The organism is Leisingera caerulea DSM 24564, assembly GCF_000473325.1.
GTDB classification, from domain to species: Bacteria; Pseudomonadota; Alphaproteobacteria; order Rhodobacterales; family Rhodobacteraceae; genus Leisingera; species Leisingera caerulea.
Map to the genome: position 1 here is coordinate 1958533 of NZ_KI421513.1, position 22212 is coordinate 1980744.

Here is a 22212-nt window from a genome sequence, read left to right on the forward strand (position 1 = left end):
CAAACAGAGCGGCATTGCCCGGGGCAGGGGCCCGGGGCAACGCCTGCCGTCAGCTGTAGGCGCCGGCGGAGTAGGTGAGCTCATAGCTGTGGCTGTAGAGCTCGAAGATGATCCCGAAAGGGTCTTCCACATAGACCATGCGGTAGGGTTTCTCGCCGGGGAAGTATTCCCGCACCGGCATCCGCTGCTTGCCGCCGGCCGCGACGATCTTTTCCAGCAGCCCCTCGACGTCCGGGTCCTGCACGGCGAAGTGAAAGGTCCCGTGCTTGCGGTACTGGAAGTTGTCCTGCGGCGCCTCGTTGCCGTCAAATTCGAACAGTTCGATGCCGATGCCGTCCGCAGTGGACAGATGCGCGATGCGCAGGCGGGTCCAGCCGGGGCCGAACACGTCGGTGCACATCTGCCCGATGGCGCTGTCGTCTTCGGTCACTTCGCTGGGCTGCATCAGAACGTAAAACCCCATGACGTCCGAATAGAACTTCACGGCCGCGTCAAGGTCCGGCACCGACAGGCCGATGTGGGAGAAAGTTCTGGGTGTGGTGGTCATCTTTGGTCTCCTCATGCTTGGGATGGCAGAAAGGTAGACACTGCACTGCTTTCTGTGAAATTATCATTTTGCATGGAAATGATAATGCCGCGGTATGATTTATGCTGAACGCCATCTGGCTTGAAACCTTCACGACGCTGGCTGAGACCGGCCATTTCACCCGCGCCGCGCAGCGGCTGAACATGACCCAGCCGGGCGTCTCGCAGCACTTGCGCAAGCTGGAGGCGCAGCTGGGGCAGGCGCTGATCGCGCAGGACGGCAAAAGCTTCTCGCTGACCCCCGCGGGGGAGGCGGTGCGGGCGCTGGGACAGGCGCGCCGAGATGAGGAGCACCGTCTGAGAGAGGCCATCGCCACCGACAGCCCCGATGCTGGAGAGGTGCGGATCGCCTGTTCCGGCAGCTTTGCAACGCTGCTGTACCCCCGCATTCTGGAACTGCTGGAGGCGGCGCCGGACCTTGCGGCGCATCTGGAAGCGGCGCCGCAAGCCGCGATCAAACGCGGCCTTCTGGACGGAGCGTTCGATCTGGGCATTCTGGACCACGACCCCGGCCACCCCCGGCTGGAGGCGGAGCATCTGGGAGAGGAAGAACTGTGCCTTGTGCTGCCAAGCCTTGATGCGGGTGCAGAGGTGACTTTCGAGGCTCTGGAGGCACGCGGGTTTGTCGCCCATCCCGATGGCTTTGCCCATGCGGATGAGCTGCTGTCGCAGAATTTCCCGGATGCCTATCGGGGCGCGGACCGGCTGCGCGTGCGGACCTATGTCAACCAGATCGGCCAGATCCTGGACCCGGTTGCGCGCGGCATCGGCTATACGCTGCTGCCGCGCAGCGGGGTTGAGGCCTATGCGCAGCGGGATCTGCTGGCGGTGATCCCGCTGCCCAAACCGCGGCGCCACGGGCTGTGGCTCACCTTCCGCAAGGGGCGCCCGCTGAGCGCCCGGCTGCAGCGCATAAAGCGCCTGGCAAAAGAGGTGGCGGCGGAGCTGGCATAGAGGGACCTGCGCCGCTCATGCCCCGGCGTGCTCTGACCTGAGCCGGGCCAAGCTCCGCTTCTGCTGCCCTTCTGCATCGAAATTGCCGGGGTCGAGCCAGGCCTTGAAAGCCGCCTCCAGCTGCGGCCACTCGCTGTCCAGCACGGAATACCAGGCGGTATCGCGGTTGCGGCCCTTGTAGACGATGGCCTGCCGGAACAGCCCCTCATAGGTGAAGCCAAGCCGTTCCGCCGCGCGGCAGGAGGGGGCGTTCAGGGCGTCGCATTTCCACTCATAGCGGCGGTCACCCAGCTCATCGAACACCCGCGCCATCATCAAATACATCGCCTCGGTCGCCGCCCGTGTCCGCTGCAGCGCCGGGGCAAGGGTGATGCCGCCCACCTCGATCACGCCATGTTCGGGTTGAATGCGCATGTAGCTGGCGATGCCCTCTGCCTTGCCGCTGGCGCCGTTCACGATGGCAAAACAGGGCTGCGCCTCGACGCCACTGGCTTTCGCGGCCCAGGTGTGCAGTTCCTCGTGGGTGGCGAAGGGGCCATAGGGCACATAGGTCCAGATCGCATCCGTGCGGTCCTGCCGGAACGCCGCAAACAGGTCCGCGGTGTGGCGGTCCGCCTCCAGCGGCTCAACCCGGCAATAGCGCCCCTCCATGCCAATGTGGCCGGGATGGCGGGCACCGGTCCAGTGCGGCAGCGGCGCGCCGATGGGCTGGCCGAGGTCGTTGATGTGGTCCGTCATAAGGGCATCCTTTGCAAAGCTCTGCCGCCGTGCCCGCGCACCGCCGCTTTGCCTGGATTTGCCATGCCGCTGGTTTGGGCAAAACGTCCAGTAACGGATAATTTTTCCAGACCAGTCCCGGCTGTCAGCTGCCGTAAACGGCGCCCCAGCGCTCAATCAGCTGCTGCTGCAGCTGCTTGGCGCGCCGGTTCCAGCCGCGGGCGCCCTTGGGCCGTTCGCGCTGGGCGCGCGGAATGCGGGCGCGCGTCTTCAGATCCGCGGTGAAGATGGTGAAGGCGAGTTCGGTCCCGTCGGCCGCGGTCATGAAGCCGCCGAGGCCGGAGACAAAGTTGAGCGTGCCGGTCTTGGCGGCGACCTTGATCGGGTGGCCCTTGACCACGCGACCCTTGGCGTCGCGCAGCCGGAATGGTTTCAGCAGCGGTTTCAGCCGGCCGGAGCGGTAGGCCGCCACCAGCGCGCCGGTGAGGTCTGCCGGGGTCATCCGCGAGTCCTCCCCCAGGCCGGAATGGTCCACCAGCCGGGTGCCGGACATGCCGTATTTTTCTCCCGCCCAGCGGTTCATCTCCGCGGCGGAGGCCTTGAGCGAGGCAGGCCGCCCGCTGCGCGCGGTGCTGGCGGCCATGCCGATCATCTCGGCCATCAGGTTGTTGGAGTATTTCAGCATCGCCTTCAGCATCACGTCCATCGGCGGGCTGTGATGCTGGGCCAGCAGCTGCGCCCGGGGCAGCGATCTGGCGGCTTTCGCCCGGGGCAGGGCGATGCCGTGGGCCCGCGCCAGGGTGCGGAACACGTCGCCCGCATAAGCCCCCGGATTGCGCACCGGCAGCCAGCGCGCGCCGCCCTTGCCCAGGGCCTTGCCGGCCACGGTCCACTGATCTGTTCCGGCCTTCTCCGCATAGGTGTAGACCGGCCCCTTGCGGGAGGCGATCGTCATCTGCGAGGTGGCGACCTCCGGCCGGTATTTCTCAGTCCGGGCGTCCATGGTGATGGTCCAGCCGCTGGCGGCGCGCTTCCACTCGAAATGCACCCGGTTGAAGTTCAGCGCAATGCCGGAGACCGCAGGGGAATAGCCCACGTGGTCGGGCTGCTCCGGGTCGATGGTGCGCACGTGCGGCAGCGCGCCGTCCCAAACCAGGAACCTGCCCCGCACCTCGCGCACACCGGCGTTTTTCAACGCTTTGGCCATCAGCGCCAGGTGGTCGGTGTTCAGCATCGGGTCGCCGCCGCCGGCCAGGATCAGATCGCCGCCCACCACGCCGCCCGCCACGCCGCCGGTGGCGAGGATGCGGGTTTCGAAACGGTGATCCGCCCCCAGCACGTCCAGCGCATAAAGCGCTGTCAGCGCCTTGGCGACGCTGGCCGGCGGCAGCGCTTCGCCGCTGCCCGAGGCTTCCAGCAGCTTACCGGTTTTCACATCCGCCACCGCGCAGACCGCATGGCCCGGCAGTTTGGCCCGCGACAGCAGCGCCTTCAGCCCGTCGGCCCCGGCCGCCAGCGAGCTGACCTTGCGCGAAACAGGGCGCAGGGACACCGCAGGCGCGTTGGCCAGCGCAGAGGAGCCCGCCACTGCGGCAAGCCCGGAAAGAAGGAACGTCCGGCGTGAAGTCATCTTGTTCATTTTTAAGGTGCGGACCCGCTCTTCTTCAATCCCCGTTCCCCGCCGCTGCGCCGCAAGGTCCGGGGTTTTGCCCCATCAAAAGTCCTGCTACCGCTGGCAGCCATGTTTCAGGCAGTCATCCTCATGTTTGCGGCCATGTCAATGATCCCGGCGGGTGATCTGTGCGGGAAGCTGCTGACCGGCAGCGGGCTGGCGACGCCGGCATTTGTGGCCTGGTCGCGGTTTTCGATCGGTGCCGCGCTGATCCTGCCGTTCGTGCCGCGCCGGGCGTTCACGCTGCTGGGCGACTGGCGGCTGTGGATGCGGGCCGGGCTGCTGACCGGGGGCATCTTTTCGATCCAGATGGCGCTGGTGACAGAGCCGCTGGCCAATGTCTTTGCCGCCTTCTTCATCGGGCCGGTGGTCAGCTATGTTCTGTCGGTGCTGCTGCTGCGGGAGCAGGCGACGGTGCTGCGCAGCCTATTGATGGCGCTGGGATTTCTGGGCGTTCTGATGGTGGTGCGGCCGGGGTTCGGCGGCTCGGTCAACCTGCTGTGGGCGGTGCTGGCGGGCTGTTTCTATGGCGGGTTCCTGACCAGTTCGCGCTGGCTGGCGGGGGTGGGCTCGCCGCTGGAGCTGAGCCTGACGCAGCTGCTGCTGTCGGCGTTGCTGATGCTGCCCTTGGGCCTTGCCAGCCTGCCGGAATTCTCGCCCGTCACCGCGGCGCTGACGGTGGGGAGTGCGGCGTTTTCGATGATGGGCAACCTTCTGCTGCTGTTTGCCTACGGCCGGGTGCAGGCGGTCAAGCTGGCGCCGATGGTCTACTTCCAGCTGGTGGCGGCTGTGGGGCTGGGCTGGGCGGTGTTCAGCCAGCTGCCGGATGCCTGGACCTGGGCCGGGCTGGCGGTGGTGCTCAGCGCCGGTCTGGCCTCAGCCCTGCTGCGCCGCTGACCATTCGCCGCGGGCGCGCAAGGCGGTAGAGCTGACATCCACCATCGGCAGGTTGACGAAACACCAGGCCGGGCTGTCCGCCCGCGCCAGCAGCTGGCTTTCGCTGCCTTTCAGCATTGCGTGGCGGTAAATCCGGGCCGCGGGCGAAAACCGGGACGAAATCCGGTCCCCGGGCCGCGCCAGAACCCCCACGGGCACCGTGTCCAGGATCTGCTGCCAGTCTTTCCAGCGGTGGAAATGGGTCAGATTGTCGGCCCCCATCAGCCAGACAAAGCGCACGCCGGGATGGCGGCGGCGCAGGTGGCGCAGGGTCTGGGCGGTGTAGCGGGTGCCCAGCGCGGCCTCGATGCCGGTGATGTGGATGCGCGGGTGCCGGATCAGGTCCTCTGCCGCTGCGATCCGCCGCTCCAGCGGCGCCGGCTGGCGCGCCTTCAGCGGGTTGCCGGGCGACACCAGCCAGAACAGGTGGTCAAGCCCGAAACGCTTGAGCGCGGCATGGGAAATCGCCGCATGGCCGCGGTGCGGCGGATCAAAGGATCCCCCCAGCAGCCCGACACTGTGGCCCGGGCGGATATGCGGCAGCTTGCAAACCATGAGGAGCTTGATGCGCATAAATTTCCGGGGAGTTCAATTGCCGGATGTGCGCAGGGGCCTGCGGCGGGTGGCGGTAAGGCTGGAACCAGCCAGGGCAGCTGGAGTTCGTGGCCCCAAGGTAGTGGTGGAGCTGGGGCGGGACGGGTGCGCGCGAGCGGCGGGCCGGGGTGAGTGCCGCCTGGGTGCGTGAGGCGGCAGCGGGGATGCCAGAGTCATGTTTCCCACTGCTGCGCCAATCCTGTGGCACGCAGGCTGTCTGCCTAGCCGGTGGATTGGGCGATTCCGCCCACCGGTTATTTCAGCAGCCGTGGAATGGCCGTCCGCTTACCCGCCCTACGAAAATTTCTTCTGCGATTTCCCCCGGTACGCCCGTGTCCCGGCCTTGCCCGCCGTTGACCGCCCCCGCGATTTGACGGCGGCCTCGGAGGCCGCCTCCACCGCCGATTGCCGCGCCAGCGGGTCGTTGGAAATGGCGAGGTCCACCGCCTCCAGCCGCTTGATTTCGTCGCGCAGGCGGGCGGCTTCCTCGAACTCCAGGTTCTCTGCCGCCTTGCGCATGTCGTCGCGCAGGCCGTTCAGATGCGCCTCCAGGTTGGCGCCGTGCATCGGCTTGCCGACCGTGGCAGTCACGCGGTTCATGTCCACGTCGCCCTCGTAGAGGCCGGCCAGAACGTCCTCGACGTTTTTCTTGACCGTCTCAGGCGTGATGCCGTGTTCCTCGTTATAGGCGATCTGCTTTTCGCGGCGGCGGTTGGTTTCGCCCAGGGCGCGCTCCATCGAGCCGGTGATCCTGTCGGCGTACATGATGACGCGGCCGTCGGCGTTGCGGGCGGCGCGGCCGATGGTCTGGATCAGCGAGGTCTCGGAGCGCAGAAAACCCTCCTTGTCGGCGTCCAGAATGGCAACCAGGCCGCATTCGGGAATATCCAGCCCCTCGCGCAGGAGGTTAATGCCAATCAGCACGTCAAAGGCGCCGAGGCGCAGGTCGCGCAGGATCTCGATCCGCTCCAGCGTGTCGATGTCGGAGTGCATGTAGCGGACCTTGATGCCCTGTTCGTGCAGGTATTCGGTCAGGTCCTCGGCCATGCGTTTGGTGAGGGTGGTGACCAGGGTGCGGAAGCCGTTGGCGGTGACCTTGCGGATTTCGTCAAGGAGGTCATCGACCTGCATGCCGACGGGGCGGATTTCGACCTCCGGGTCCAAGAGGCCGGTGGGGCGGATCACCTGTTCGGTGAAGACGCCGCCCGCCTGTTCCAGCTCCCACGCGGCCGGGGTGGCGGAGACAAAGACGGATTGCGGGCGCATGGCGTCCCATTCCTCGAACTTCAGCGGGCGGTTGTCCATGCACGACGGCAGGCGGAAGCCGTGTTCGGCCAGGGTGAACTTGCGCCGGTGGTCGCCGCGGTACATGCCGCCGATCTGCGGGACGGAGACGTGGGATTCGTCCGCGAACACGATGGCGTTGTCGGGGATGAATTCAAACAGGGTGGGGGGCGGCTCGCCCGGCGCGCGGCCCGTCAGGTAGCGGGAGTAGTTTTCGATGCCGTTGCAGTGGCCGGTCGCCTCCAGCATTTCAAGGTCGAAGTTGGTGCGCTGCTCCAGCCGCTGCGCCTCCAGCAGTTTGCCGTCGCCGACCAGCTGTTCGAGGCGCTGTTTCAGCTCCTGCTTGATGGAGATGATGGCTTGGTTCAGGGTCGGCTTCGGCGTCACGTAGTGGGAGTTCGCGTAGATGCGGATCTGGTCGAAGGTGCCGGTTTTCTCGCCGGTCAGCGGATCGAATTCGGTGATCGCCTCCAGCTCCTCGCCAAAGAAGGAGAGCTTCCAGGCGCGGTCCTCCAGGTGGGCGGGGAAAATTTCCAGCGTGTCGCCGCGGACCCGGAAGGAGCCGCGCTGGAACGCCTGGTCGTTGCGCTTGTACTGCTGGGCGACCAGATCGGCCATGATCTGGCGCTGGTCGTACATCTCGCCCGCCTTCAGGTCCTGTGTCATGGCGGAGTAGGTTTCGACCGAGCCAATGCCGTAGATGCAGGACACAGATGCGATGATGATCACGTCGTCGCGTTCGAGCAGGGCGCGGGTGGCGGAGTGGCGCATCCGGTCGATCTGCTCGTTAATCTGGCTTTCCTTCTCGATATAGGTGTCGGAGCGCGGCACATAGGCCTCCGGCTGGTAGTAGTCGTAGAAGGAGACGAAGTATTCGACCGAGTTCTCCGGGAAGAAGCCCTTGAATTCGCCGAAGAGCTGAGCCGCCAGCGTCTTGTTGGGGGCAAGGATGATCGCCGGGCGCTGGGTTTCCTCAATCACCTTGGCCATGGTGAAGGTCTTGCCGGTGCCGGTGGCGCCCAAGAGCACTTGGTTGCGTTCGCCCTCCAGCACGCCCTCGGACAATTCCTTGATCGCGGTGGGCTGGTCGCCTGCCGGATCGAAGGTGGTGTTCATGACAAAGCGCCTGCCGCCCTCCAGCTTGGGCCGCTGCTGCGGCGCCCGCTGGGTCATCATCGGCATGGACTTGTCGGAATGGGCATAGGGCATCGGGCGACTCCGTTGGGGACCGCGCTGATTTTGGTCTGTTTTTGTTCTTGTTCAAGGGGGCATTGGGGCCTGTTGCGGCCAAAAGCCTGTGGCGGCGGGGCAAAACCGTTGAAATACGGCGCATTTGCCACCTTGCTGCAGCAGCCTATCCGGCGCATAAATGCGCAGCTTCGAGATTCACAGGTTGAGACACCAGGAGACAGCCCATGCAAGCGCGGATTTACCGGCCGGCACGCAATGCCATGACCTCGGGCATGGCGAAGACGCGGAGATGGGTTCTGGAATTCGCGCCTGCCAGCGCCCGCGAGGTGGATCCGCTGATGGGCTGGACCTCCTCCAGCGACACCCAGAGCCAGGTGCGCTTGCGCTTTGACAGCAAGGAAGCGGCGCTGGAGTATGCCAAGGACCATGGTATCGAGGCGCTGGTGGTTGAGCCCAAGGAGCGCAAACCCAACATCCGCCCGGGCGGCTATGGCGACAATTTCGCCACCAACCGCCGCGGCCCCTGGACCCACTGAGGCCAGCGCTGCACCTCAAGCAGTTGCGTTTGTGTTGGCCGGGCTGCGCTGGTTCCCGGGACTGAGGTCCTTGTCTCTTCGGGGCAGGGGGAGAGCGCGATGTATGAACCCGGATTTTTGCTGAACGGCGATGTGCCGGGCCGTGCCACCATTCTTCTTGCCCACGGCGCAGGGGCGGCGATGGACACGCCGTTTATGACCGTTATCGCAGAGGGGCTTGCCGCTCGCGGGCTGCGGGTTGCCCGCTTTGAGTTTGCTTATATGGCAGAACGGCGCAGCGGCGGGCCGAAACGGCCGCCGCCGAAGGTTGAGCTGCTGCAGGAGGAATTCCGCAGTGCTGCAGACGCGCTCGCGTGCAGCGGCCCGCTGTTCATCGGCGGCAAATCCATGGGCGGCCGGGTTGCCAGCCTGATTGCAGATGATCTTTGGGCGCAGAACCGGGTCCGCGGCATGGTTTGCCTTGGCTACCCGTTCCACCCGCAAGGCAAACCTGAAAAGCTGAGGACCGCGCATCTGGCCGGGCTGAGAACCCCGGCGCTGATCTGCCAGGGCACCCGCGACCCGTTCGGCACCCAGGCAGAGGCCGCGTCTTATGACCTGTCCGATGCGGTCGCGTTTTGCTGGCTGAATGACGGCGACCACGACCTGAAGCCGCGTAAGCGAGTGACCGGCCTGACACAGGACCAGCACCTGGAGACTGCGGCTGAGGAAATTGCCCACTGGGTCAAGGCGGCGGTGTGAGCGCCTGGCAGCGGCCTGCGGGCGCGCGGTTTCACGGCAGCTTGAACAAGGCGGCCTGCTGTTTGCGCATCTCTGAAACCTCGGTCTGCAGCCAGCCGCGCAAGGCCTGATACCCCTCGGTGGCCGCGTTGGCTGGTGTGGTGACCAGCCAGTAGCGGGCGCGGGATTTGACCGGCGCACCGGCCGCCTCCAGAAACCCGGCCTCCAGATCGTGTTCCACCAGCAGGCTGCGGCCGAGGGCAATTCCCATGCCGCTGATGGCGGCCTGAAGGGCCAAGTCGGCGCGGGCAAAGGCGTTGTTCGACCGCTCGAACCCGATGTCCCAGCCGCGGCCGGCAAAATAGGCCTGCCAGCTGAACCCGGTGCCGTCGCTTTCACCGAAACGGTCGACCAACAGGCGCGCTCCGGGCTGCTGGCAATAGTCCTGCAAGGATTGCGGGCCCAGATACCCCGGCCGGCAGACCGGCAGCAGCACGGCCTGCAGCAGCGGCTCGGAATGCAGGCCCGGGTAAGGTCCCATGCCATAGCGGATTGCGGCCTTGGCTTCGCCCGCATGCAGGTCGGCCAGGCGGTCATCCACGTCGACCAGCAGATCCAGGCCGCTGTCCTGCGCGCGCTGCAGGGCGGGCACGATCCACTTCATGGCTACCGACGATGACACCGACAGCCGCAGGCTGCGGCTGGTTTTGAGGTCCTGCAGCCGCAACAGCGCGGCTTGCCAGATCCCGCCGCTTTGCTGCGCCGCGCCGCAGACGATGCGCCCGGCCTCCGTCGGGGTGATCCGGCGGGTGGTGCGGTCGAACAGCGGCATCCCAAGGCCCCCCTCCAGCGCCTTGATCCGGTGACTGACCGCAGATTGCTCTACCCCCAGCCGCTGGGCGGCGCGGGTGAAGTTCTGTTCTTCCGCAATCGCCTCCAGCAGGGGGGCGCTTTGCAGCAGTCTGGGGAGGAGGCTGTCAGGATCATTCATGAATGCTGATCATAGTTATATCAGTATTACAGAAGCAAGAGTTCGATCATGCTGGCATCAGTTCATGAAAAGGAGTTCGCAGCATGACCCGGACCACTACATCTGTCACCGCCCGTATTGTGAACGGGTTTGTCACACGGCGCGACACCGGCGAGCCGGAGCTGCTTGAGGCCGGCCGCGACGGCATGAGCGATGCGGACCTGAGGCGGATCAGCCGCGACGGCGGCGGGCAAGTGCAGGCAACCGGCGGCAATCCAGCCGGGGTTGTTCTGGACGCCGAAGGCCTCAGCGATGCGCAAATGCTTGAGATTGCGCAGAAGGTGGGGCTGTCGGAGACCGCCTTTGTCTCCCGCTCCCGGACCGAAGGGTTCAAGCTGGACTTCTTTACCCCGGCCCGGCGCATCGCCCATTGCGGCCACGCGACCATCGCAACCTTCAGCTATCTGGCCGAACTTGGCCGGGTGGAAGAGGGGGAAACCTCCAAGGAAACCGTGGATGGGCCGCGGAAAATCATCATCCGGGACGGTGCAGCCTATATGGAGCAGCTGGCGCCGCGCTACGAGACGGCCGCCGATTGGGCGGATCGCGCTGTTCAGCTGCAGGATGTTCTCGCTGCGCTTGGCCTGGACGAGGACAGCCTGGACCCGCGCTTTGCGCCGGTGCTTGCAAATACCGGCAACAGTTTTGTGCTGGTGGCGGTCAAGGACGCTTCCGTCCTGGCGGCCATCCGGCCCCGGCAGCCGCAGATCGAGGCGATCAGCGAGGCGCTGGATCTGATCGGGTTCTACGTGTTCACAACAGACCCCGCAGCAACCGCTGCCGATGCTGCAACACGCATGTTTGCGCCGCGCTATGGCATTGCTGAGGAGTCGGCCACCGGCATGGCCGCCGGGCCGCTGGCCTGCGCGCTCTATGACCACCTTGGTGTGCGCAAGCCCAAGCTGATGATCGAGCAGGGCCACTTCATGGTGCCCGCGTCCCCCAGTGAAATCACCGTTGAGCTGGAGCTGGAGGCCGGGCGGATTACCGGCCTGATGGCGGGCGGGTCCGGCGCGGTGATGAAGGAAATGGAGATCAGCCTGCAGGACCGGGCCTGAGGCCGGCGGCGGATGCCTTTCCGGGTTTCATGCGCAGGTTTTCCGGATCGTTGCAGCCTCCCGCAGCGGTCCGGTTCCCCGGCGGATGGGGCTGGGGAATTTTCTTTCCCTGATAGTAAACAGCGGTTAGGGTTCGTGCCAGGCTGGCGCGCTGCGCCGGCTGCTTGCGATGATCCAAGTCAAGATGTTGAGGCCAAATGGCTGAGTCACAGCACCAAAGCAGCCCGGAAGGCGCCTGCGTTCCGGTGACCGGTATCGAGATCAGCCGGGCCAGCCCGGCAGAGCCGGAGGCCGCCGCGATCATCCGGCGGCATCTGTCGGCAATGGCGGCGCAGTCGCCAGAAGAAAGCTGCCATGCGCTGGACAGCAGCGGGCTGGAAGGGCCCGGGGTGCAGTTCTTTCTGGCGCGCAAGGATGGCAAGGCCATTGCTATGGGGGCGCTGAAATCCCTGGGCGGCGGCGCGCGGGAGCTGAAATCCATGCACACGCTGGCAGAAGCCCGCGGCAGCGGGGCAGGGCGGGCGATGCTGGATTACCTGCTGACCCTGGCCCGCCGCGAAAACGCCACCGGCATCTATCTGGAAACCGGCTCCACGGACGATTACCTGCCGTCGCGCCGGTTGTATGAATCCTTTGGATTTGTGCAGTGCGGACCGTTTGCGGACTACGGCGAGGATCCTTGGTCGGTCTTTATGCACCTGGACCTGCGCGCCGCGGCTTGACCCCCGGCATGAGCCTGTCATAACTGGCGCCACGCGGTCCCTTAGCTCAACTGGATAGAGCAGCTGACTTCTAATCAGCAGGTTGAGGGTTCGAGTCCTTCAGGGATCGCCATTTTCTCCTTCAAATTCAGAGCGTTGAGGGTCTGTGCGTTCAGTGGATGTCTTCCGGGCTGTATTTTTCCGGAATATTTCCGGATGGATGAGTCTTCAAAACGCGTTTAGGCTTCGCAGTTAGGTTTCTTGGACCAGGCAAGCGGGATTTGTAACCATACATGAGGACCTGACCTCTCCCGTCCAACAGGTGAGCCAACTTTTGTGAGTTACCTGCGGCATTCACTTACAATTTGCATCAGGAGGGGGCGGGGTACCCGGCCCGCCGACGGGACTCCTGCCTTATCCACTACCTCCCTGACCTGCCAAACGCTCGGAGCAAGTTTCTGGAAACTGTCCAACTGGACGATCCCGCCTGAGGCTTCGGGCTAGGTTTAGTCTGAATTAACTTCCTAGGAGGACTCTGGTGGCAAAGGCAGATTGGGAGAAGCGGGCAAAGTTTGCGGAAGCATATGCTGACTCAGGCAATGCAACTCAGTCGGCGCTCTACGCAGGTGTGCCGCAGTCCTCGGCGCACAGCATGGGCTATAGGTGGCTGCGTGACCCCCAGGTTACCGAGATGGTGAGAGACGCAATGAATGACCGGCTGAAGGCACTCGGCCCTCAGGCAGTAAGGGTTGTGGAACAGATCCTATTGAGCGAAGACGCCAGTCTCCAGTTGCGGTTTCAAGCGGCTCGCGATGTCCTAGACCGGCTAGGATGGGTGCCGCCAAAACGCCCCGAGCCTGTTGTAAACGCGGGAGTGCGCGCGCTGGAAGAGTATTCGTTAGAGGAGCTGGAAACTTTGGCCTCCGGCAGCCCATATATTCGGCTGGATGATGAGTCCTTGCGACGAATGGCTGAGCAAGCGTGACGCCATTTGCGTCTCCAAGGCTATCAATCAGCCACGGGGTCAGGAGTTTTTTGGACTGCACCAGAACGAACGAAACGGTCCCCTAAAGGGAACCGTTCCGTTCGTACCCGCTGCCCTGCAGTGGCGAACGAAAACGAAAGACTACGAAACGTGACTTTCGTATCAGTATTGAAGGGCAAGAGACGCTCCATCCGGAACAAGTGCTCCGTCCCCAGTCAAAGCTCTCAGTGCATCGTCAAAGGCCCGCCTATTCTTTTTGTCATCCCCTTTGCCCATTTTAGGGACGGCAAATGTCCTAAAGCCTTCCTGGTCAACTGAGCTAGGCGCGGCTTCGTCGGGGGCTTTGGCGGTTCCGTCAGCTATGCAATTGTTCAGATACTGCTGGAAGAGGTCCAGAACCTTACGCTGGTTGCCTCCTGCCCCCTTCTTCGCTGCCGTCCAGGCACTAGGGGCCAAGAATTTCACATAGCAGGTGGTCTTTTTGTCGCCGTCAGTATCGAGGCCGAGAAAATGCGGCTCCAACTGGAACGGCAACTGGGCACCTGTCTCCACATTGCGCTGCTTTGTGGCCTCGATGTAACGCTGACCATCCTTCTTGCCGCAGAAAATTTCTGTATCCACTGCGGCCCTAAGGGATGAGTGCCCGCGCGCACCACGTTCGATGTCCTTACCGGTGTGGTGCACCAGCATAACATTGGCTCCAGTGGCCCTGCGGATGTAGTCCACGCGATTGATAAGGAGCCCTACATCAGTCCCGGTGTTCTCATCGGCGCCGCCAATCGAGCGAGCCAACGTGTCGATAACAATGAGAGCAGGGTTTTCACCGTCGCCCAGGATGTCCTTGGCAAGCTGAACAATGGCGTGAACATCGAGCTCATCGCTATAGAGATCGATTGGCTCCGGGACGAGGTGCAAGTTAGCACTCGCGCCTCCAGGCAGTGCTACCAAGCGGTTTCCCAAAGAGCGCCCGCCTTCAGCTGCAAAATAGACCACAGGTCCTCCCCGAACACGCTGACCATTCCATTCCAGGTTCCTTGCAACATGGTTTGCGATGTTAAGGGCGACAAAGGTCTTCCCAGCATTCGAAGGGCCGTAAAGCATTGAGAATTCGGCGCGACCCAACCAGCCCTTGATCAAGTAATCCTGGTCCAGGATTGCCTTGGCCTGATCCCCAGCAATTGTGCTGGACCGAAGAACTTGGGCGCGTTGCCTGATCCGCTCTTCGGCTTCAGTGGCCGCAGCAGAGGGGCTGTGAAGAGCGGCAGGCGTTGTGCAGGCAGTCACCGGTTGAGATTTTAACAGACCGCTGACGTCAATCTCTCCGAGGGCCTCAGAGGTACGGTACTTCCCCCCGATGGCGCTGAGGTTTGCGCCATTCTGTTGTGCCAGAACTGCAATGCAGGGAGCGCCCGACGACTTGTCAACTGACAGAGTCTTCCAGATCTGGTCTACTTCCCCCGGCTTGTATTTTGTCCCGCCAGACGACCACTGATCAGCAAGCGCCAGCCCGTCAGACGACCCGCTTGTTGCGGTATAGACCGCACCCAGCATCCGCAGCCAGTCAATGTATTCAATGTCAGCGGGGACATGAAAGAGAAGCTCTGCCAGTTCAGCCAGTGAGGTGGTCTTACGCTCGTTCGGACAGGAGCGTTCGCCCTGAGGTGCGAGTGCGGCTTCTGCGGGTTGAGCTGCACTTGAAAGCTTTGGCCAATCCGGCATCGGTGCGATGGTTTGCTCCAGATCTTCCCAACTGTAGGCGCCAAAGCAAGCTGTTCGTTTAGAGTATGCCTCAGCAGGCGGAGCCAGCACGTAGCCATTGTACTTGATTTCAACGCCTTTACACAGTTCCCCGGGGAACCGCAGACCCTGAGGAGCCCTGAAGTAAAGATGCCTGCCTCCACCCGCAGTCCGTGCGCAAAGGGTGTTAGGGAGTTTCAAACCGTGAACCCCCAGGAAGGTGTCGAAGGCTTCTGCGTTGTCGATGTCGATGACAACAAGGCCTGACTTTGCACAGGCTACAGCAGGCTGGGCGTCAGGAATGCCTTGCGCCCAAGTGTAGACCTGATGCAGGTCTTGGGTAGCGTCTTTGAAGCCGTGCGCCGTAGCAGGCCGCTTATCTTTTCGGCAGGGCAAGACGTAAAACCCCCGGTCGATGAGGCTTTTGCAAGCAAAGTAGAAGTCCAGAGCCGCGCCATTGAGCTGATGTTCGCGCGGGACAGCCTGTCCGTCCATACTCAGCACCCTTGTTGTTTGAAACCGGGGGTGCTGGCAAGCTTCTCCGCCGCGAAGTCCAAAGCTTCCTTGACGTTGTGCACCGCCTTTTTGTTCGGGTGCTTCACGATGAGAGGCCAGGAGCGAATGGTGCGCGCGGTCACAGGGAACAGACGCTTGCTGATGATTTCGGCCAGCGTCGCACGATCAGCGTACTCAGGCAGGAGCTCTCCGCACTTGCATACGGCGCGCTTGGGATTGACGTCACTAGTCATGACTGGTCTCCAGTAGGTTCGACTACCCGCTAGCAGACGTGTTTCGCCAGAATCTGTCGTCCCGGTTAGAGGGGTTTTTTTAAGGCATGCGTTAACTAATTGAAAACAAAAGAAACAAATTGTACATTGCCGCCGTGTTTAGTCTTTCCGGTTCGCTGTCTCCCGCTTCAGGAGAGGGTAAACCTCGCCTCTTCGTTCATGGGCATATCAATGCGCTGGGTCTCTACCCGGCAGTACGCCCGTCTGGTGCGGGATTGGGTGAGTTCTATCGAGCTGGATTCCACTTCCTATGGGATGCATTCGATGCGCCGCCCCCAGTTCAGCGTGCTGAGAAGGGGGCGGTGTCAGATCACATCGAGACTAATTCAGATTATCCAGACGTTCTTTATGAGCGAGAGACCATCCATGGGCAGGTCACGAGTTTGGACTTATACCCTCGAGGAGGTCATGCGTCCAACCCAACAGCTTCCAGATGTGGTTTGTAGAACGCCTTTTCAGTTGAGGCGATCTTAGCAAGTCGTCGTTCTATGAACTCGGAATGGTTATTTTGCTTAACTGCGCGAAGCATATCTTCGTCCAAGAGAAAATCGTGCAACATTTCATCGCAGAAATCGCCTTCAAGAAGCTGAGCTTTGACTTTGGCGCTATCTCGGGGATCGACAATAAACCGGTTGGCGTAGCTCGAATAAAGAATTTTTTGGCTGTCAGTGCGTGGGAGCAGCTGGACAAGGCACTCACGGCCAAACTCCTTGAGTAGCGGCTTGCCTGAGTTCTTCGCGTGATTGTCGGGGTTGTCGGCCATTCGCAACGCGAACGCCTTCGCCCGGACTGCTCTGAAATCGAATTTGCGATTGAGGGCTCTGACTTCGAAGGGGTCAAACTGTGTGAGATGCCAGTTGCCGGAAACGAGACCTTTCTCTAGGTCCTTTCGCGCTTTTTCAACGCGGTCGCCTGACATTCCGGCGAAATACTCACCATATGTTGTAGCCCAAACCCAGGAAACCAGATCCGTTTCCTGCTGAGAGTTAAATTCTCCATATTTCCGGAAGGCGTCAGTGAGAAGGATCAATTGAAACGCGTACGGCAGCAAATCTGGACGTGAAATCCCACACTTCTCAACGATAAACGCGACCGCCTTCCCACAGGCGGAGCCAACCTCATCAACAACATTTGTTCTTTCTTTGAAAGCTGCGCCGATGTCGTCTGCGTGCTTGCTGTAAACGCCAAAGCCCAAAGCCAATTTGCACGCCTTCAGAAGGACATCGTCATCCAAGGTCCACCAATCCGGATCGGACAGCTGAGCGACTTTTACCTCGTGAAGTCTAGAATTCAGATTGAACTCTGAACCCCAGCTAAGCGCATGAATCATATGCGCTTCGTTCATTGGCTTACCCCGACTGTTAAGTCGTTGAAACGTACGAGTAGCCAGCTCTACATCATCTGTCGCGATCGGGATGACAGGAAGCTTGTATTCTCTGAAAGCTGCAGCAAGCTTGTCACAGGACCCAATCATCTCGTCGATCTCTTCGTCAGAACCTGACAAGTTCCGCTGAAATTTTAGCATACCCACGCTGTCAAGTAGCAGGCTCATGGGTAGGGTCGGTTTGCTGGAGTTCTTTCTGAAGTCCTGCTCGCGAACAAAATCACCAGTTTCAAAGTCGTAGTGGACTGCATAGTTCTCAGTGGGTGGCTCACCGTCCGCTTCAACGAATTCGTCTGCGTCCACATCAATTTCATCGAGTGGTGAAAGTGCTCCCAGCAATGTTGTTAATCTCTGAACCCCATCAAGGAGGTACTGGGGTGAACTCCCTGAATGCACAATTTTGTGGGGGCCGATGCTTCTGTAGCAGTCAAGCGCAGCTTCAGGCGACCTCCAAACATATATTGCACCCATCGGTATCCCATCCCGGATACTACGAAGTAGCTCCAAGCGGTCTTCCCAGTCCCAGACAAACGGTCGCTGAAATCTTGGAACCTGAATCAGACCTTCACGTATCTCTTCCAGCAGCTGGCTCAGATAGGTGACGTGCGGGTCTGCATGATAGCTTGGGGTTTTCATTCTTAACGGCATAGCACCATAACCTCTGAAACGACACCATTGACTTCATCCCAGGCATCCTGGTCTTCGCTAGGTTGGCTGTTTTGAACCCAAGTCTCAGAATAGATATCTGAACCTATGTCATTGCCAAAACCGGTCTGAAGTTGTTCAAGTGCGCCAACGTCAATGCCTTGGAATAGCTCATGCGCGCCGCCTTGTATTTCGTTGGCGTCGGCGGCCAAGCCCTTCTTCATGTGGAGGTGACTTCTTTGCTGCATATTGAGTTTGCACAAGCTATCCAACCTGCCGAAGGCCTGCTTTCGGGCCTTTCGGTTCGGACGCTTGGTGGCCCATGATCTTATCCAGCTTAGCATCAAATAGTTCTCGATGGCACGGCGCTTTAACATAAAGCTGGCTATGGAACGTTCCGTGCAAAAGGTTTCCACAGCTTTTGCTTGAGTGGACGGTGCATTCGGCTTTTTCGCATCGGAATCATAGACAGTTGCACAAACCTCAAAAAACAGCGGGTTTTTGGCCAAGTGGGACTGCACTTTGTTACTAAGATCTCCGATACCACCGCAATGCTCAAAGCGCAGCAAATTTTCTCGCTCGAGTTCTTCTAACTTCCTTTTTTGCTGGAAATTCGAGAACGTCAAAAGGAAGTTCCGATCTGCATCGCTATTCTCCACAAAAATGCGGTAGGGTTCTCTGCCTAACCGGGTGGCATCTTCCACCGTAAGTGAAGGGGGTATTGAGTCCACTCCGATCGTGGCCTGTTCACATACAGAGATTTTCAGTTTCGCGGGCTCTAGAGCCTCAGACTCCATACTTACGTCAAGCGCCAGTTGCCAGCCGTCCGCCAGGTCTGGCGGAAGCGTTTCAAGCCAATTCGCATACTCGATGTCTTCCTCGTTTTCGACATAGATACGATGCCGCCCTCTGACCACGAAATCGGCCAACTCTAGCAAGCGTTGTGTCTTGGGGTTCGCGTCGAAACAACTATTCTTTATCTCGAAGATCATTGCTGGCTTTTCTTCCTCATCTGGAAGAGACCCCGAGCCAATTTCGAGTTCGTCCTAAAAACATCAATGGGCCAATTGTCTTCGACGGGTCGAGCATCTCCGTCGAATTCGATTAGGTCAATGACGGCGCTTTGCTCAGTGCCTCGCACCCAGTGCACTGCGACATCATTGGGGGAAATTCGCTTCTCAGCAATCGCCAACTGCATTCCAAGTAACAAGTTCTCTGAGTGCGTCTCTACCAGAATCTTTGGCGCAGCATCAGACGCGGCAACTTCGGCAACTATGTTCGCCAAATGAACATGAGCATCAGGATGAATGTGGAGCTCGGGGTGCTCCAGAGAAATTACAGGATTTTGCCCGAGGCATCTATGCTTTGCTAGAGTTAGTAAGCCAATAACTGGCAAGACCCGCCCCATACCCTCTCCGGTATCAACAATATCTATGTCGATATTTTCATCAGAATTTGGGTGCAGGGTAAAGCGATGCCCGCTTGTACCACCAATTGTTATGCGCGACCGCTGGAAACTATATCCTGTCGCTTGTTCATACCATCTCGATATATCTGATATGACTTCCGGTGAAGCGGCCTGCAGAATAGACATCATACCGTCGCCCCGTGGAGAAACGCTCTTTGCAGGAGTCGTTTCGACGTAAAAGCGTTCCGGCAAGAGGCAATCTGCTGAAAGACTTACGAACCCTTCGCCAAAACTTTTGAGGTGCTCAGCGATAGGCCCCAAGAGCCCTTTCAACTCGTCTGGAAAACCGAACGGTACCAAGCCATCAAAGTCTAGAGTTACTTCGGAGTGCTCCTTTGAACTCGTAAACTTATAGGTTTTTGTTTCCAGTTCTCTTTGATCTTCGTTCGGGAGCCACTCGAATACACCTGGACCCTCATCTTGAGTTCTTCTTACGATTAACTCTTCGACAACCTGCCGCCTTCTGTCGGGTAAGTTGAGGATTGTGAATTCAACGGAGAGATCTCCAAACTCGAATGATAAATGCAGCCTAGGTGACGACGAGTGTTTCGAGAGCAGGCTTGAGAAGTCGCCACCCCTCATAACCTCGGACCGCAGATTCAATGGGCTACTAGATCTTGAATTCACTGAGTCCGAAAGAAGCTTCAAAAAGCGAAGGGCAGCGCTTTTTCCAGCGCTGTTATACCCGAAAAAAAGCGTTACTGGCTTAACAGAAAAATTCGCGCGCTTGTAAAACGCTTTATAGTTCTCTAGCGAAAAATGTTGAAGCCTAGTCATATTGCAACATCTTAGATTGTTCCACTCAGTTTTATGATCGACCGACTGCAAGCAACGCCGACGGTCCAGCAAGGTCTTGAAACTCGATGAGATCAGATTTCTCAAGGAGAAGGCATTTCAGTTTTTGGTCCGCGAAACGCGGCGTCAGTGCCTTTCTCGTCAGAATGTGCAAGAGCAGGCCGTCAACTGCCATCAGTAGGACAAATTCTTCGGCGGTCCAAGTGTGTTCGTAGTGTGTGATCGATGGGTGTTATGCGCGGTGAAGCTGACCTGGATGAGCGGGTTAGTTGCAACTGATCAGTCGCCTAACGATCTGTGCCTAAGTAGGAAACCCCAAGATCCTGGTGACGAAGGTCAGCTTTACGCAGCGTGCACACATTTCCGCTGCATTTCCGCGGATGCCGACTTTCCGCCCATCCTTCTGATGCTTGCGCAAATGCAGCAAGGGTCACGTGCCCGCGGCGAAAGGCAGCAAAGTTGCGCAACCTGGTCACACGATGCCAGTTTCACGCTGCACCCACGACGAGCGGCAGTTCTTGATCGCGGCAGCACGGCGAAAATCGAGGCCTGATCTGGCGAAAGGAATGGATTTGCAAAGGGCGCTTTCTGCGCTTCGCTGGCGCCGCTGTAGCCCACAGCACCGAAGAATGCCAAGTCGCGTCACCGAGCGTCCGCTTCCGGGCAATCCATAGGGGGATGCGCCTTTAACCTGCCGTTCGCGCATACTGCAGCGAACGTCCGCAGTCCGCTCGACCCTCATCTGCAAGCTCTTACCTGGTTGAGTGGTCTTCTGGTCAATATGCAAGCTCCAACTCGACGAGGCCATTCGCGGCTGGCGTCTTCAAACAGCTTTGGCTGTACGTGCTTGAACCAGAGGCTGCAGCCGAGCAAGTCGGTGGCCAGCGCACTGCGGGTCCGTAACGGCATTTAGGGCCTGGTCAATGGCCTTTCACCACGTAGACCCGCAGTTGGGCGCCAATGCTTTCGGTCAAAGCGCTTCAGGAGAGACTGGGAGGGGCGCAGCGCCGTTGAGGTTGAGTTCAGGGGGGTGTCCCTTGGCAAATCCTTTGGCAGCTGTGGCCAAATTTGTAAGCGGAAGGCGAGCGCTGCGCGAGCACTAACGCGCCAATGCGTCCCCTTGCCGCAACTGTGTCACAGCGTCTGCACTTCTCCATTCACCGTATGTGACGGCATGGTGCACAATACCAGCCCAAGCGGCCATCATGTAAACTTTTTGAGGCCACTGCTTTGAATGGTTGTAGGCGGCTTTAACACCCGAACGGGTGCTGGATTGACGGTGGTTGAGCAGAGCATCTGCGACATTTTCGTCGCCGATTCCAAGGTCGGCGAGCACCGTCGAAAACGTCCTCCTTTGGTTATGAAAGTTAAATTTCTCAACGCTGGAACCGTTGCGGATCCTCTTGGTCAAAGAGTGTCCGGACTGAAATTTCTTTCCTGTGCCATTCAGCGGAAAGACCCTGTTGTCGCTTTCCAGGCTCGGGCAGACGAAGAGGTCTTTTGCTTTGTCAGGCAGCGGAATGGAAAACGGATCTCCATTCTTGGTGCGTTTCCCCGAAAGGTGCAAGCGACCGCCAGCAATATCGACCTCATCTTTGGTTAGTTCCGCGAGTTCCCCAAGTCTCAAGGGTACCAGCAGGCTGGCTCGCAGTAGACGCAACTGCACTGGCGAGAGGCCTGTCGTGTTCCAGAGCGCCTGGACCTCGCAAGCGGAGTAGTAACGCGTACGAGCTTGCGGCGGCTTGGGGCGCCGTTTTTTGGGAATCGCTGAACAAGGATTGATTGTGACCGCTTCGCGCGCTAGCAAATCATCAAAGAACCGGCTTAGGGCGCCAAGCCTATGGACCGCCCTAGCGCGGCCATTGCTCAAGGCAAGCATCTTGAGGACATCTGCGACCTGCACTTCATTGGGAGTAGCATCCCCCAAACCCATTTCCTTGATCGCCAAACGCAAGTTGCTGGCCTCAGTCTTTACGTGCTTATCCGAACCGAAGATGCCATTGGAGATGTAGGCTTCCGCGGCCTCCTGCAAACTCTCTTTGCGCGTCTCAGCCAAGGAGCGAGCCGCTTTCGCAGACTTTCTTTCTGCGGCCGGATCAATACCAGAAGCCACCTTGACTTTAATACGTGCTGCCTCTTGCCTGGCCTCAGCCAAACTATGCGAGACTGGTGTTCCGATTTTCACGGACTGAGAGGGGTGTTGGCGCCCATCTGGCCTGTGACCCGTGGGCTTGTAGTCCAGATAGAAACTGGTGGAGCGGGGGCCAACTCGCAACCGCAAGCCGGGAACCTCGGTATCCCGAAAATTGTGTGCCTCTCCGCGGTTCTCCATTGCCTTACGGATGACGGCCTGTGTGAGCTTGATCTTGGTCGATTTAGCCATGAAAACTTTCCGGAATATTTCCGGATGGAATCTGGCCGATAACGGCACG

The 22212-nt window shown here is 60.2% G+C and carries 19 protein-coding genes and 1 tRNA gene; 8 read left to right on the forward strand and 12 right to left on the reverse strand.

From position 1 onward, the window contains the following. Window positions 1-49: 49 nt before the first annotated feature. Complete coding sequence (locus CAER_RS0116755) at window positions 50-547, reverse strand: lactoylglutathione lyase family protein (RefSeq protein WP_027236453.1); 498 nt, start codon at window positions 545-547, stop codon at window positions 50-52. A gap of 101 nt (window positions 548-648) precedes the next feature. Between CAER_RS0116755 and CAER_RS0116760 the strand changes: the two genes are divergently transcribed. Further along, window positions 649-1539, forward strand: a complete 891-nt coding sequence (locus CAER_RS0116760) for a LysR family transcriptional regulator (protein ID WP_027236454.1) — start codon at window positions 649-651, stop codon at window positions 1537-1539. A gap of 15 nt (window positions 1540-1554) precedes the next feature. On the opposite strand, the gene CAER_RS0116765 is transcribed toward CAER_RS0116760, so the two are convergent. Together CAER_RS0116765 and dacB are read right to left on the reverse strand one after the other, a co-directional pair. Beyond that, the gene (locus tag CAER_RS0116765; RefSeq protein ID WP_027236455.1) at window positions 1555-2277 is read right to left on the reverse strand and encodes a GNAT family N-acetyltransferase; all 723 of its coding nucleotides are present in this window, start codon (window positions 2275-2277) and stop codon (window positions 1555-1557) included. A 124-nt stretch (window positions 2278-2401) separates the two neighbouring features. Beyond that, window positions 2402-3886 carry a D-alanyl-D-alanine carboxypeptidase/D-alanyl-D-alanine endopeptidase gene (gene dacB, locus CAER_RS0116770; protein WP_027236456.1) on the reverse strand — a complete coding sequence of 495 codons (1485 nt, stop codon included), beginning with the start codon at window positions 3884-3886 and terminating at the stop codon, window positions 2402-2404. A gap of 111 nt (window positions 3887-3997) precedes the next feature. Between dacB and CAER_RS0116775 the strand changes: the two genes are divergently transcribed. Then, complete coding sequence (locus CAER_RS0116775; protein WP_027236457.1) at window positions 3998-4825, forward strand: DMT family transporter; 828 nt, start codon at window positions 3998-4000, stop codon at window positions 4823-4825. Here CAER_RS0116775 and CAER_RS0116780 read toward each other — a convergent pair. Both CAER_RS0116780 and uvrB read right to left on the reverse strand, forming a co-directional pair. Then, entirely contained in the window at window positions 4805-5437 is a 633-nt protein-coding gene (locus CAER_RS0116780) for a nicotinate-nucleotide adenylyltransferase (protein WP_084299567.1), read from the reverse strand. The two genes, CAER_RS0116775 and CAER_RS0116780, sit on opposite strands and share 21 nt — an antisense overlap. A 315-nt stretch (window positions 5438-5752) precedes the next feature. Then, entirely contained in the window at window positions 5753-7951 is a 2199-nt protein-coding gene (gene uvrB, locus CAER_RS0116785) for an excinuclease ABC subunit UvrB (protein ID WP_027236459.1), read from the reverse strand. Between the two features lie 206 nt (window positions 7952-8157). Between uvrB and CAER_RS0116790 the strand changes: the two genes are divergently transcribed. Both CAER_RS0116790 and CAER_RS0116795 read left to right on the forward strand, forming a co-directional pair. Next, entirely contained in the window at window positions 8158-8469 is a 312-nt protein-coding gene (locus CAER_RS0116790; protein WP_027236460.1) for an ETC complex I subunit, read from the forward strand. A 99-nt stretch (window positions 8470-8568) separates the two neighbouring features. Then, window positions 8569-9210, forward strand: a complete 642-nt coding sequence (locus CAER_RS0116795) for an alpha/beta family hydrolase (protein WP_027236461.1) — start codon at window positions 8569-8571, stop codon at window positions 9208-9210. A 31-nt stretch (window positions 9211-9241) separates the two neighbouring features. On the opposite strand, the gene CAER_RS28115 is transcribed toward CAER_RS0116795, so the two are convergent. After that, window positions 9242-10180 (reverse strand): LysR family transcriptional regulator, encoded by a 939-nt coding sequence (locus CAER_RS28115; RefSeq protein WP_051357797.1) that lies wholly within the window; start codon window positions 10178-10180, stop codon window positions 9242-9244. 83 nt (window positions 10181-10263) lie between these two features. Between CAER_RS28115 and CAER_RS0116805 the strand changes: the two genes are divergently transcribed. The 4 genes from CAER_RS0116805 to CAER_RS28120 all read left to right on the forward strand — a co-directional run bounded on the left by CAER_RS0116805 (window position 10264) and on the right by CAER_RS28120 (window position 12963). Next, a complete protein-coding gene (locus CAER_RS0116805) occupies window positions 10264-11277 on the forward strand; it encodes a PhzF family phenazine biosynthesis protein (RefSeq protein ID WP_027236462.1) in 1014 nt (337 codons plus the stop codon). A gap of 197 nt (window positions 11278-11474) precedes the next feature. Then, window positions 11475-11999: a GNAT family N-acetyltransferase gene (locus CAER_RS0116810; protein ID WP_051357798.1), complete on the forward strand. Its 525-nt coding sequence runs from the start codon at window positions 11475-11477 to the stop codon at window positions 11997-11999. Window positions 12000-12034: 35 nt separating this feature from the next. Further along, a tRNA-Arg gene (locus tag CAER_RS0116815) sits at window positions 12035-12111 on the forward strand. Window positions 12112-12516: 405 nt separating this feature from the next. Continuing rightward, a complete protein-coding gene (locus CAER_RS28120) occupies window positions 12517-12963 on the forward strand; it encodes a terminase small subunit (protein ID WP_036797375.1) in 447 nt (148 codons plus the stop codon). Between the two features lie 162 nt (window positions 12964-13125). On the opposite strand, the gene CAER_RS28930 is transcribed toward CAER_RS28120, so the two are convergent. The 6 genes from CAER_RS28930 to CAER_RS0116855 form a co-directional block, all read right to left on the reverse strand. After that, window positions 13126-15195, reverse strand: a complete 2070-nt coding sequence (locus CAER_RS28930; RefSeq protein ID WP_051357799.1) for an AAA family ATPase — start codon at window positions 15193-15195, stop codon at window positions 13126-13128. 2 nt (window positions 15196-15197) lie between these two features. Then, on the reverse strand, window positions 15198-15449 hold the full coding sequence (locus CAER_RS0116830; RefSeq protein ID WP_027236464.1) for a hypothetical protein: 252 nt from the start codon (window positions 15447-15449) through the stop codon (window positions 15198-15200). Between the two features lie 445 nt (window positions 15450-15894). Further along, window positions 15895-17508 carry a DUF262 domain-containing protein gene (locus CAER_RS28130; RefSeq protein WP_036797377.1) on the reverse strand — a complete coding sequence of 538 codons (1614 nt, stop codon included), beginning with the start codon at window positions 17506-17508 and terminating at the stop codon, window positions 15895-15897. Window positions 17509-17510: 2 nt separating this feature from the next. After that, entirely contained in the window at window positions 17511-18509 is a 999-nt protein-coding gene (locus tag CAER_RS0116840; protein WP_027236466.1) for a hypothetical protein, read from the reverse strand. After that, a complete protein-coding gene (locus CAER_RS29280; RefSeq protein WP_084299573.1) occupies window positions 18506-19762 on the reverse strand; it encodes an AAA family ATPase in 1257 nt (418 codons plus the stop codon). The genes CAER_RS0116840 and CAER_RS29280 overlap by 4 nt, the downstream gene beginning before the upstream one ends. A 1117-nt stretch (window positions 19763-20879) precedes the next feature. Continuing rightward, window positions 20880-22163 carry a tyrosine-type recombinase/integrase gene (locus CAER_RS0116855; protein ID WP_027236468.1) on the reverse strand — a complete coding sequence of 428 codons (1284 nt, stop codon included), beginning with the start codon at window positions 22161-22163 and terminating at the stop codon, window positions 20880-20882. Window positions 22164-22212 lie beyond the last annotated feature (49 nt).

What these genes read in the sequence shown, in the direction of transcription:
- CAER_RS0116790 (WP_027236460.1), top strand. Translation starts at nt 8,158, where the DNA reads ATGCAAGCGCGGATTTACCGGCCGGCACGCAATGCCATGACCTCGGGC.
- CAER_RS0116805 (WP_027236462.1), top strand. Translation starts at nt 10,264, where the DNA reads ATGACCCGGACCACTACATCTGTCACCGCCCGTATTGTGAACGGGTTT.
- CAER_RS0116840 (WP_027236466.1), bottom strand. Translation starts at nt 18,509, where the DNA reads ATGATCTTCGAGATAAAGAATAGTTGTTTCGACGCGAACCCCAAGACA.
- CAER_RS0116795 (WP_027236461.1), top strand. Translation starts at nt 8,569, where the DNA reads ATGTATGAACCCGGATTTTTGCTGAACGGCGATGTGCCGGGCCGTGCC.
- CAER_RS28930 (WP_051357799.1), bottom strand. Translation starts at nt 15,195, where the DNA reads ATGGACGGACAGGCTGTCCCGCGCGAACATCAGCTCAATGGCGCGGCT.
- CAER_RS29280 (WP_084299573.1), bottom strand. Translation starts at nt 19,762, where the DNA reads ATGACTAGGCTTCAACATTTTTCGCTAGAGAACTATAAAGCGTTTTAC.
- CAER_RS0116760 (WP_027236454.1), top strand. Translation starts at nt 649, where the DNA reads ATGCTGAACGCCATCTGGCTTGAAACCTTCACGACGCTGGCTGAGACC.
- dacB (WP_027236456.1), bottom strand. Translation starts at nt 3,886, where the DNA reads ATGACTTCACGCCGGACGTTCCTTCTTTCCGGGCTTGCCGCAGTGGCG.
- CAER_RS0116780 (WP_084299567.1), bottom strand. Translation starts at nt 5,437, where the DNA reads ATGCGCATCAAGCTCCTCATGGTTTGCAAGCTGCCGCATATCCGCCCG.
- CAER_RS0116830 (WP_027236464.1), bottom strand. Translation starts at nt 15,449, where the DNA reads ATGACTAGTGACGTCAATCCCAAGCGCGCCGTATGCAAGTGCGGAGAG.
- CAER_RS0116855 (WP_027236468.1), bottom strand. Translation starts at nt 22,163, where the DNA reads ATGGCTAAATCGACCAAGATCAAGCTCACACAGGCCGTCATCCGTAAG.
- CAER_RS0116765 (WP_027236455.1), bottom strand. Translation starts at nt 2,277, where the DNA reads ATGACGGACCACATCAACGACCTCGGCCAGCCCATCGGCGCGCCGCTG.
- CAER_RS28130 (WP_036797377.1), bottom strand. Translation starts at nt 17,508, where the DNA reads ATGAAAACCCCAAGCTATCATGCAGACCCGCACGTCACCTATCTGAGC.
- CAER_RS0116755 (WP_027236453.1), bottom strand. Translation starts at nt 547, where the DNA reads ATGACCACCACACCCAGAACTTTCTCCCACATCGGCCTGTCGGTGCCG.
- uvrB (WP_027236459.1), bottom strand. Translation starts at nt 7,951, where the DNA reads ATGCCCTATGCCCATTCCGACAAGTCCATGCCGATGATGACCCAGCGG.
- CAER_RS0116775 (WP_027236457.1), top strand. Translation starts at nt 3,998, where the DNA reads ATGTTTCAGGCAGTCATCCTCATGTTTGCGGCCATGTCAATGATCCCG.
- CAER_RS28115 (WP_051357797.1), bottom strand. Translation starts at nt 10,180, where the DNA reads ATGAATGATCCTGACAGCCTCCTCCCCAGACTGCTGCAAAGCGCCCCC.
- CAER_RS0116810 (WP_051357798.1), top strand. Translation starts at nt 11,475, where the DNA reads ATGGCTGAGTCACAGCACCAAAGCAGCCCGGAAGGCGCCTGCGTTCCG.